This window comes from Paenibacillus yonginensis, assembly GCF_001685395.1.
Lineage (GTDB): Bacteria > Bacillota > Bacilli > Paenibacillales > Paenibacillaceae > Fontibacillus > Fontibacillus yonginensis.
On the sequence record NZ_CP014167.1, the window covers coordinates 1,358,306 to 1,369,617 of the forward strand.

Sequence of the window (11,312 nt, forward strand, 5' to 3'; positions counted from 1 at the left end):
GGCCGCAATGGACAGGAATTCTACGGAGCAGGGAGTGGCGGCGGCGTCCGGAGCAGAACCGGCCGAGCTGGCCCAATCAAGACGTATTTTATTTGTGGTTATTTTAGGCATGCTTTCGGCGATCGGTCCTTTTTCACTGGATATGTATTTGCCAGCGCTGCCGAAAATGGCTGGAGAGCTGCATACCGGGACTTCGGCTGTGCAGCTTAGCCTGACATTCTGCATGCTGGGGCTGGCGCTTGGACAGCTGCTGGCGGGTCCGCTCAGCGACACGATGGGGCGCCGCAAGCCTTTGATTGCCGCGATGGCTCTTTATGCTGTGTCTTCGCTGCTTTGCGCGTTTAGCCCCACTATTACCGTTCTCGTTATTCTTCGGTTTATTCAGGGACTTTCAGGTGCAGCCGGGATTGTTATTTCCCGTGCCGTGGTACGTGATTTATTTTCAGGCAAAGAGCTGACGAGATTCTTCTCCCAGTTGATGCTGATCAACGGGGCAGCTCCGATTGTAGCTCCGGTGCTGGGAGGGCAATTTTTGAGATTTATGTCCTGGAAAGGCGTGTTTGTTTTCTTGTTTATCTTGGGACTTGTGCTGCTGCTGGCCGTCCTGCTGGGTCTGCCGGAGACGCTGCCGAAGCAGCGGCGCCACAGCGGCGGCTTGTCCAGCACGCTCCGGACCTTTGGACAATTCGGCAAAGACCGTTTGTTTGTCGGCTATGTGCTGTCCATGGGGCTGGTGTCTGCGGGCATGTTCTCATATATTTCCGGTTCTTCGTTTGTGCTGCAGAACCTGTACAGCGTATCTGCTCAAAGCTACAGTTTGATCTTTGCCCTAAACGGATTGGGAATTATCGTGGCATCCCAGGTTACCGGCCGGCTGGCTTTAACCCAAGATGTCCGCAAACTGTTTGTTATCGGACTGGGGATTGCTTTGGCGGGAAGCGTCGGTTTGCTGCTCACCATTTTGCTGGACGGCGGGCTTCTTGCCGTGATCTGCTGTTTGTTCCTCATTGTATCGAGCGTCGGGGTTGTCAGCACAACGTCCACTTCATTGGCGCTGCAAAATGCAGGGGCGGCAGCCGGCAGCGCATCCGCACTCCTTGGTCTTCTCCAGTTCGTATTCGGTGCGGCAGCTTCGCCGCTTACGGGACTTGGCGGCAGTGCAACGGCGGTACCTATGGCATTGACGATCTTCACTGCCGAGGTCTTGGCCGTATTGAGCTGCATCGTGCTGATTCGAGGGCGGAAAGCGAAGAATAGATAAGCAGAAATATAGAAATACGCGTTGATAGCCGGCGGGAATCCCGCCGGCTTTTTCTGTTCGGATGTTTTGGAGGGATGAAGCTTCTGCCCTGTTTTAAGAGGAAGCGGTTCCCCTTAATGGAAAAGGGGTACTGCTTTTATTTTCGCAGTATTAATTGTAAGATTAATAGATGTAAATAATTTAATAAATCCTTGTAAATGGAAAGTGAATGTGGCGATGAAAACCTTTTTGCAGCTGAATACTATTTTTCTCAGCATGATCATGGAAGCTATTCCGTTTGTACTGCTTGGCGTTATTGTTTCGGGTGTGATTCAAATTTTCTTAAAGGAAACGACAATCGCCCGGATTATGCCTAGAAACCGTGTTTGGTCCACCCTGCTTGGCTGCGGACTCGGCATCTGCTTTCCCGCCTGCGAATGCGGGATTGTCCCGATCACGAACCGGCTCCTGCGCAAAGGCGTTCCTCTGCATGCCGGAATTGCTTTTATGCTGACAGGTCCGATCATTAACCCGGTTGTGCTGTTTGCTACTTATATCGCTTTCGGAAATGATTGGAGGATGGCGGCAATCCGGGCGGGCATGTCGATTGTTGTTGCCTTTGTTGTAGCGGTTGTTCTGTCGATGCTGTTCCCTGTTCTTCCGTTCCGGACTGGAAATCAGGCGCTGTCCGGAAGTGAAGGCCTGGTGGCTGCCACTTCTGAAGCTCCATCCGGCCCAGCTCCGAAGATTCCGCTGCGCCGCGAGCTGATGATGGTGATGGAGCATGCGATTGAGGAATTTTTCTCCGTCGGTAAATATTTGGTGATCGGTGCTTTTATTGCGGCCAGCATGCAAACCTTTCTTCCGACCTCGACCCTGCTCCATTTGGGAAGCAATCCGGTGACAGCGTCGCTGGTCATGATTGTGTTGGCTTTTGTTATGTCGCTCTGCTCGGAAGCCGACGCATTTATCGCTTCGTCGTTCCGCAGCACGTTCTCGACGGGGGCTTTATCCGCTTTCCTTGTATTTGGACCTATGGTTGATATTAAAAACACTTTGATGCTGCTTGGCGTATTCAAAGGCAGATTTGTAGCGGTACTTATCGGTCTGGTGGCGGTTTGTACGCTTCTGTCGTCGCTGGTGGTGGGGAGGTTGTTTGGATGACCCGGTTATATGTGCTGCTGGGATTTATTTTTTTGTTTGTGCAGCTTCATCTAAGCGGCAACCTGAACAAATATGTCAATCTGAAATATGCTTATTTATCCGTAAGTGCAATTGTGTTATTATCCCTGCTGGCCGTCTTTGAATTTACAAGGCTGGTGATCCGGGAACGCCGTCAGCGCGGGCTGGCTGAACAGGAGCTGGTCCATCCACATCACGCGCATAGTCACGAGCACAGCCATGCACACAATCACGAATATACGGGTGTCCTCGAATCCAATGCGGAGCTTTTGCAGGGATTTGATCACGGGCACGCGCACGGCCCTTCCACCCGCTGGGGGAAGAGGCTGGCGTACCTGGTGCTGGTCGTTCCGATCCTGACGGGCGTGCTGCTTCCGGTGGCTACCCTGGATTCCAGCTTTGTCAAAGCGAAAGGGTTCTCATTTCCTTCCGTTCAGGATACGCCGGACAACCCCGGCTTTCACCAGTTCCTGAAGCCGGACACCAGCGTGTTCTACGGCAAAGACAGCTATACGAAGATCTCCCGCAAGGAGCTGGGGGAATTCAGCGGATTAAGTTCCGTAGACTTGACGGACAAAACTTATTTGAAAGGCATGGAAGCCATTTATAATTTCCCGGATCCATTTATGGGGAAGACGATATCCTTCAACGGGTTTATTTATAAAGGCGAGCAGGTCAGCGATCACGAATATTTTGTGTTTCGGTTCGGCTTTATTCACTGCGTGGCGGATTCCGGCGTGTTCGGCATGCTCGTTGACTTCCCGGAAGGGACGGAGCTTGAGGACGACCAGTGGGTGCATGTCTCCGGCAAGCTGAATACGGAATGGTATCAGCCCTTCAAACAGACTATTCCGGTGCTGAAGGCCGACAAGTGGGAGAAGATTGATGCGCCGGAGGATCCTTACGTATACCGCATTTTTTAAGCTTCCTTATTCTCAAATTTTATTACTTGCTTTAGAAAGGAAACGTTATGAACAAGCTTTCATTCAGACCTTTAACCACGCGGCCGGTCTTGTACAGCGTAGTGCTGCTGCTCTTAAAGCTGCTGCTCCTGCGTTACTTCTTATTCCGCGACATTATGTGGAGCAAGGTGGGCGCCGACCTGTTTGCGCTCTGGCTTCTGCTTGCCGTGTTTGAACTCCTTATTCCGGCCAAGTGGGGCAAATACGTATACTTCGGATTAAACGCGCTTGTTTCCCTCATATTGTTCGCTTCAACGCTGTATTATGCGCATTTTGGATCGGTTCCGACTTATACGGCGCTTCAGCAGCTGCATCAAGTGCTGCAAATCAAAGCCAGTGTACAGTCAACCATCCGGCCGGAATATTATCTCTACTTCCTGGATCTGCCGATCCTGCTGATCGTTTGGCTGGTTCGGCGCAGAAAGGCGGCGCCTGCCGCACGCAAAAGCGTCGTTTGGAGAGCCGGGGTACTGGTCACCGCGATCGCCTGTTTTTTCCTGTCGGAACGAAGCATACAAAACAGCGACTCGATCGTCAATGAAATCGTGCAGGTTGAGCATTTGGGATTTATGGATTATCAGGTGGCGGCAGCGATCAAAACGAGCAAGGAAGATGCCTTGATCCGCAACGGGAACATTGAGGATACGGTCAAAAAGATTCATGATCTCCAGAGCACCTATGTCTATAATGATAAAACCGGCGGAGGAGCGGTTTCCGTTACCCCTGCTCATTTTGGTGCTGCCAAAGGCAAAAATCTGATTGTGATCCAGATGGAAGCCTTTCAGAATTTCCCGATCAACCTGAAAATAGGAGGTCAGGAGGTTACGCCCAACCTGAACAAGCTGATCGGCTCAAGCTATTATTTCCCTTATGTGTACCAGCAGATCGGGCAGGGCAATACGTCGGACGCTGAATTTATGTCCAATACCTCGATCTATCCGACAGGCACGATTCCGATGTCTACCGGCTTCGGGGACCGGGCATTGCCAAGCCTGCCGCGTCTGTTGGAGAACCATGGTTATGAAGCTGATACCTTCCACGTTAATGATGTTACATTCTGGGATCGGATCAAGCTTTATCCGGCTTTGCATTTTGACCATTATTTCGACAAGCCTTATTACAATAACGATCACTTTAATGATTTTGGCGCCTCCGATGAAGAGCTGTATCGGGTTGCGGTGAACCATATGAAAGAAATCGCCGACAGCGGCAAACCTTTCTATACCCAGCTGATTACGGTTTCCAGCCATTTTCCGTTTAAAGTGCCGGAGGACCGCAAGAAAATCCAGATGCCGGATTCGCTGAAGGATACGCAGCTTGGCGATTATCTTACAGCTGTGAATTATACGGACTATGCTGTTGGGACGTTGATCGAAAGGCTTAAGCAGGAGGGGCTGTGGGACAATTCGGTGCTGGTGCTCTATGGCGATCATTTCGGTCTCCAGCCGGACCAGAATGATCCGCAGTGGGTCGAATCCCAGCTCGGCATCAAATACGACTCCAGAGTCTCGCGATTTAATATTCCTTTTATCATTCATTTGCCGGGAGAACAGCAGGGGCAGGTGGTCGATCAGGTTGGCGGACAGCTGGATATGATGCCGACGATCGCGAATCTGCTCGGCGTTTCGCTGCAGCAGGAGCAGTTTACGGCGTTTGGGCACGACCTGCTTAACATTGACCACAACGTGTTTGGCATGCGCTATTATCTGCCGACCGGTTCGTTCTTTAACGATGACGTTCTGTTCGTATCCGGGACCGGCTTTGACGACGGTACGGCGATTTCTCTCAAGACGCTGGAGCCTGTAACGGACTTTGAGAAATACCGCAAGGATTATGATTATATTCTCAAGCTGATGGGCTTGTCGGATGAATATGTGAAGCTCTTGCCGAAACGTGAGCCGGGGAACGAATAGATCCCCCAATACTAACAGATCCTTTAGAAGCCGGACATCCATAGGGGTGTCCGGTTTTTATGTGTGTATAAATTGCCATAAAGGATGGAAAAATACGGGGAAATATAAAACCAGCAAAGGAGAGTGCGGATGGAAGCTTTTCTGGAATCATTAAAGACCGAGCTCAGCGGCAGTACCGATGTCGTTTACCAAACCTTTCAAATCCACGGCACTCCTTGTACGCTGGTTTTTATTCCTTCGATCGTGAACATGGAAACCTTCGACCGGGAAGTCCGGGTAGCCCTGAAAGAGGAAGCGACAGCCAAAGATTCGGATATAGAGCAGTTTGCCGATCGGATTGAGAAAGGCATTATGTTCTCGATTCCTTGCCTGAAGTCAGAGGGGGTTCAGAAAGCGGCTTTTCTGATTGTACAAGGGAAAGCGCTTCTTTATGTCCCTGGAGTCAACGGTTTCTATTATTTTGAGGTAACCTCTTATCAGAAACGGGCGGTATCGGAGTCGCAGAACGAGCTGGTCGTGATCGGCCCCCAGGAGGCATTTAACGAAGATATTCATACGAACATTTCCCTGCTCCGGCACAAAATAAAACATCCGGATCTGAAAATGAAGGCATACACGATCGGCGAATACTCCCAAACCTCCGTTTATGTTTTTTATATTGAAGGAGTTGCCGAAAAAAGCAAGCTGGACGAACTCGACGCCAAAATCAAGCAAATTTCGATCGACGGTGTAATGGGAATCAGCTATCTGGCGGAGCATATCAAGGAGAAAATAACCCCTTTCCCTCAGTTTCAATATACCGAAAGGCCGGATTCGGTCGCGGCATCCCTCCTGGAAGGGAGATTCGCCATGCTGATTGACGGGACGCCTTCCGCATTGATAGCACCAGTAACGATGTTTCCCTGCTTCAATCCTCCGAGGACTATTACCAAAGTTATTTCGCAGGGAGCTGGATTCGGACTATCCGTTTCTTCTTCGCGGTGGTTTCCATGCTGCTGCCGTCCCTTTACGTTGCTGTTACTACCTTTCAACCTGAGATCATTCCGACAGCGCTGCTGATTACGATCGCTTCATCTCGTGAAAATTTGCCTTTCTCCGCTTTGACTGAAGCGTTGGTTATGGAATTAACCTTTGAAGCCTTGCGCGAGGCAGGCACACGGATCCCTAAACCAGTAGGATCGACGGTGTCGATCATCGGCGGTATCGTAATTGGACAAGCGGCCGTACAAGCCGGGATTGTGTCCGCCCCGATGATTATTGTCGTTTCCATAACGGGGATCGCTTCTTATATCATTCCGCATCTGGAGCTGGGGTTAGCTTTCCGGCTCATACGCTTCCCGCTGCTTCTTATGGGAGGAACGCTGGGGCTGCTTGGCGTGTTTGTTGCAACGTTTGTCGTTTACGGTCATTTGGCCAACATCCGTTCTTTCGGAACGCCGTATCTGTCACCGGTAGCACCGCTTGTGTTCAAAGACTGGAAAGACATCTTTGTCCGGCTGCCTTCTCCTTTTATGAATAAACGAACAAAAGCCTACACCCGGAAAAATACAAGGAGACAAACATGATTGGTCTGCTGCGATTATTTACGATGTTGTTGGTGATGGTTATACTGCTCACCGGCTGCTGGTCCAAAGCCGAGCTTAACGAAGGGTTGTTTATTGACGGCATTTATTTGGATAAAGGGCAGAAGGAGGGGGAAGTTCAGCTCTCTGTCAGCACTTTTATAACGGCAAAGCTGAAGGAAGGAGAAGCGAGCGGCGAACCCTTTGCCGTTATAACCAAATCAGGCGATAACATCCCGGATGCTTTTTCATCAATTCAGAAGGATTTGACACGACAGATCGATTTCAGTCATGTGCAGATCGTGCTGGTATCCGAGGAATATGCCAAGCTGGGCCTTGGCGAGATGTTCGACTGGTTCAAACGCGAGCCCGGAATTGAGCTTAATACCTATATTTTATCTGTTGAGGGAAAGGCCAAAGATATTGCTCAGATGACGCCGATCACCGAACAGCTCCCAGCGGACGTATTCAAACGTTTCTCTGTTCAAAACTACATGCTGAATTCGACGGTCAAACAGTGTCTGATCGCTTCGGAATCGGGGATGGGCTTTGCAATGACCGCCCTGAAATACGGGGATAAGAAGGTAGCAAGCGAAAATGGGGAAACGGAACGCTGGGCAGGGATTAAAGGGGTGGATGTATTCGGAGACCGAGCCTTGAAAGGGGAACTGAACATCGATCAAGGCCGGGCGATTTCCTGGGGCTTGGGCAAGTTCAGACACCAGGTCTATACGGTAAACTGGGACGAAGGAAGGAGTAAAGCAAGCGTGTTATTAACCCGCCTTCGCGCGAAGTTGATATATAAAGGGGAAGATGAGGACGGTCCCCTCTTCAAGATTGTTCTGAAAGGCAGAGGCAACCTGCGATCGAGTGTGGAGTCGAACGCAATTATTCTGGCTCTGCTGGAGAAGAAAGTCATCAAGGATATGGAGAAAGCTTTGGCCAACACGAAGGAGTGGGGGGCAGATGTGCTGAATTTAGGGATGCTGATGGAATGGAACAGCCCGAAGCAGTGGGAGTCTTGCAAAGATTGGTGGGCGGAGGTTTACCGGAGCAAAGCCAAATTTGAGATCGGCGCCAACATTGCAATAACGAACCAGGGATCCATGCGATAGATCCTTTATAACGAGAGGGGTTAAAGATGCAGACAACATCCTGGCAGCTGTTCAGGTTTGCTTATGTGTTTCTCTATTCGCAGTCCGCGATTTTCCTCGTTCCCAATTTGATTGCCTCTTCAGGTTACCAAGGCTGGATAGCTGTTCTCGGCGGCTTTGCTCTCAGTGTTGCTGTTCTCTGGTGCACTTATAGTGTTGGCAAGCTGGGCAAAGATAAACCCTGGTACATGTTCGGCCAGCAGGTGGTAGGAAAGTGGATGCATAAAGGATTTCTGTTTCTTGTGTTTGGCTGGCTGATTTATTATGCGGCGCTGGAGCTTGAGAACTTCAGTAAATTTTTTGGCTCGATCTATATGAGAGAGACACCTGGATGGGCGATTGTTCTTATTGTGGCTGCTGCCGTCCTCTATACCTCACGTTTAGGTTTTACCACGCTGGTTTATATGTCGGAAGGGATTTTCCTGATTACCGTTCCGGTTATTGCGATCCTTGTCGGTTTGTTTTTTCCGCAGGCCGATTTCCGGATGCTCCCGGCGCTGATTCACTACCACAATCCCGGACTGGCATTTAGAGATTCGGTGACCGTGGCCGCTTGGCTGGCGGAATGGGTAACTTTTCTGTATATAGCACCGGACTTCAAGTTTGAAAGGAAAGTCTTCAGGAATTTATTTTGGGCCGAAATTCTGACGGCTGTGTCGCTTCTGCTCGGCTGGCTGTTTATTCTTCTCAATTTCCGGCCTTATTTGGGGGGACAGGTGGAGTATCCTTATATGGAGCTGATCCGAGGCACTTCCAAAGCCGGAATGACCGGCAATATGGACAGCATCTTCATTGCGATCTGGGCGGCTTCGATGTTTATCCATAACTCTTTTTTGATTTATGCCGCTTCAAAAACCGCCCGCCAGCTGTTTGGTTTAAAAAAAATAAAGGGAGTAACTCCATTTGTGCTGGGCTTGGCCGTTCTGATTGCTTGTCTTTATGCGCGCAACCCGGTCGTCTTTGCCGAACACTATAATTCGATATGGCTCGCGCATCTCTGGATCGGGTTAGAATCTATTCCGGCCATTTATTACGCAGTTTCCCTGCTCCGCTGGAAGAAGTTCTGGGGGAGCGGCGTCAAGGCTAAACAGCAGGCTTCTGAAGGCTCGTAGCTCCTTTTCTTAAGCTGAAATAGAAGACTGTCTTCCCCGGATGTATTTTCGGAGTTTCGGAGGAAAGAGAGTCTTTTTTTAATGGGGGCGGCACAGTATACTGGAATAGGTTTCTTATCTTATTCTAATTGATAGCTAAAAGGAGCGTGCGGCATGGAAGATTACACAGCGCTGTTAGACGAGCTTCTCCGTCAGGAGCAGGAGCTGCAGTTTACCCAATTCAGCAACAACACGGCAGTTCGATTAGGGAATCTGATTCTGGACAAGGCCTTTGCCGAAGGCAAACAAATTACAGTCGATATCCGCAAGAATGGCATGCTTCTGTTTCATGCCAAAATGAATGACAACGGTTTAGGCAACGACCGGTGGATCGCGCGCAAAATCAATGTCGTTCATCATTACGAACACAGCTCCTATTACATACACGTCCGGATGAAGGCGGGAAATACAACGATCCAGGACAGCGATTTTATCGACCCTATGGAATATGCGGCAGAAGGTGGGAGCTTCCCGATCCTGATTAGAAATGTGGGGATGGTCGGCACGATCACCGTTTCTGGCCTGCAGGGCCATGAAGACCATGAGATGGTCGTAGCTTCGCTGCAAAAACTGCTCAACGTTTAAGCCCGGCCTTTAACTCCCGGTGCGGAGCGAACGGCTGTCCAGGAAATTTAAGTCCTCGCATATAAATCCCAATAATGTGCATACTAAATTCTGCCTTGCCTGTTAAAGAGTAGCACCACGCTCTAACAGGCAAGGCGTCGTTTTATACCGGAATAAAGTTGTACATCCAGAGGAGGATTTCTATGCTGACCCTAGGCCTTATTCTGATTCTCATTGTCTTGATCGCGGCTGCCGTTTACGGATTTACTTATGTTTATCCGTCATTTGGCGTGCCTGTTCACCGCTACAGGCTCAGCCCTTTTGAGCAGTCCGAGCAATTTAAGCAGGGGAAGTTTCAGAATCGGATTCCAACCCAATCGCTGGACGCCTCCGTTCCGAGCTTCTTCTCCCTATTTGCGGATCATTTGAAAAGCAAGCCGGAACGCCGTCCGCCGCACGCATTGCCGGTTATGAAGTCGAATCCGGACCGTCTCCCTATGCCCTTAACGGATTCGGTCACCTGGCTGGGCCACTCAAGCGTTTGGTTAAGGCTTGGCGGGAGACAGGTTCTCCTGGACCCTATGCTCGGCATGTATTCCTCTCCGCTGCCGGGATTTGGCGCCAAACGCTTTGAAAGCAAACCCCAAATAGAAGCCGGAGATTTGCCGCCGGTGGACGCTGTTTTTCTCTCGCACGATCATTTCGACCATCTCGATTACAGCACGATCCTGCAATTAGCAGGCAAGGTGGGACGATACTTTGTACCGCTTGGCGTGGGCAGCAGACTGGTTCGGTTCGGTATCCAGCGCGAGCTCATTCAGGAATGTGACTGGTGGGAAGAAGTAGAATGGCAGGGGATCCGGGCGGTTTGCACGCCTGCTCGCCATTTTTCGGGCCGGGCGCTGTTTGACAAGAATGCAACCCTCTGGTGCTCCTGGGTACTGATGGACTCGGCGAGCCGTGTCTATTTCAGCGGGGACAGCGGTTACGACGAGCACTTCAAGAAAATCGGGGACCTGTACGGCCCATTTGATTTAACCCTGATCGAATGCGGGCAATACGATCCCCGCTGGGAGCAGATCCATATGATGCCGGAGCAGACTGTACAGGCGCATAAGGATTTGAAGGGCAAAAGGCTGCTGCCCATCCACTGGGCGGGTTTTGCTTTGGCTATGCACGGCTGGACCGAACCGGTCGAACGGGCAGCTGAAGAAGCGGAGCGTTCCGGAGTCGAGCTGGTCTTTCCGCGAATCGGGGAATCCGTATCCCTGAAGGCAGAAGCTCCGGGCCCCCGGGAGAAATGGTGGAGAACCGTTTGAAATTCCTCCTTGCCAATTTCAGGAGATTCGGATATATTAAATTTGAACTTCATAATGGAACACGGGTGCTGGATGAAGTCCGGCTGAGATAGGAGCCTTATGCTCCTGACCGTTAATCTGATCCAGGTAATGCTGGCGTAGAGAAATCATCCGAATTGTTATGACCATTCGTGTTATTCTCGAATGGTCTTTTTTATTTCGGCCGCGGGGAGCAAGCACAGCTGCTTCCCGCGGATTCTCCGCCTGGCTGTAGCGCTTGGGAAAA

The 11,312-nt window shown here is 50.5% G+C and carries 8 protein-coding genes, 1 pseudogene and 1 riboswitch; all 9 genes and pseudogenes read left to right on the plus strand.

What is annotated here, in order from left to right:
- Nucleotides 1–109 precede the first annotated feature (109 nt).
- The 9 genes and pseudogenes from AWM70_RS06255 (at nt 110) to AWM70_RS06295 (ending at nt 11,047) form a co-directional block, all read left to right on the plus strand.
- Nucleotides 110–1,261, plus strand: a complete 1,152-nt coding sequence (locus AWM70_RS06255) for a multidrug effflux MFS transporter (protein ID WP_237167897.1) — start codon at nt 110–112, stop codon at nt 1,259–1,261.
- Between the two features lie 216 nt (nt 1,262–1,477).
- Nucleotides 1,478–2,404 (plus strand): permease, encoded by a 927-nt coding sequence (locus tag AWM70_RS06260; RefSeq protein WP_068694834.1) that lies wholly within the window; start codon nt 1,478–1,480, stop codon nt 2,402–2,404.
- Entirely contained in the window at nt 2,401–3,345 is a 945-nt protein-coding gene (locus AWM70_RS06265; protein WP_068694835.1) for a TIGR03943 family putative permease subunit, read from the plus strand. The genes AWM70_RS06260 and AWM70_RS06265 overlap by 4 nt, the downstream gene beginning before the upstream one ends.
- 47 nt (nt 3,346–3,392) lie before the next feature.
- The gene (locus tag AWM70_RS06270) at nt 3,393–5,297 is read left to right on the plus strand and encodes an LTA synthase family protein (RefSeq protein ID WP_068694836.1); all 1,905 of its coding nucleotides are present in this window, start codon (nt 3,393–3,395) and stop codon (nt 5,295–5,297) included.
- Nucleotides 5,298–5,426: 129 nt separating this feature from the next.
- A pseudogene (locus AWM70_RS06275) lies at nt 5,427–6,862 on the plus strand (spore germination protein).
- On the plus strand, nt 6,859–7,974 hold the full coding sequence (locus AWM70_RS06280) for a Ger(x)C family spore germination protein (protein ID WP_068694837.1): 1,116 nt from the start codon (nt 6,859–6,861) through the stop codon (nt 7,972–7,974). Before AWM70_RS06275 ends, AWM70_RS06280 begins: the two are co-directional and overlap by 4 nt.
- Before the next feature lie 26 nt (nt 7,975–8,000).
- Entirely contained in the window at nt 8,001–9,125 is a 1,125-nt protein-coding gene (locus AWM70_RS06285; RefSeq protein ID WP_068694838.1) for a GerAB/ArcD/ProY family transporter, read from the plus strand.
- A 153-nt stretch (nt 9,126–9,278) separates the two neighbouring features.
- Nucleotides 9,279–9,749: a heme-degrading domain-containing protein gene (locus AWM70_RS06290; protein ID WP_068694839.1), complete on the plus strand. Its 471-nt coding sequence runs from the start codon at nt 9,279–9,281 to the stop codon at nt 9,747–9,749.
- A 182-nt stretch (nt 9,750–9,931) separates the two neighbouring features.
- A complete protein-coding gene (locus tag AWM70_RS06295) occupies nt 9,932–11,047 on the plus strand; it encodes an MBL fold metallo-hydrolase (protein WP_068694840.1) in 1,116 nt (371 codons plus the stop codon).
- A gap of 51 nt (nt 11,048–11,098) precedes the next feature.
- Nucleotides 11,099–11,208, plus strand: a riboswitch (TPP riboswitch).
- Nucleotides 11,209–11,312: the final 104 nt, after the last annotated feature.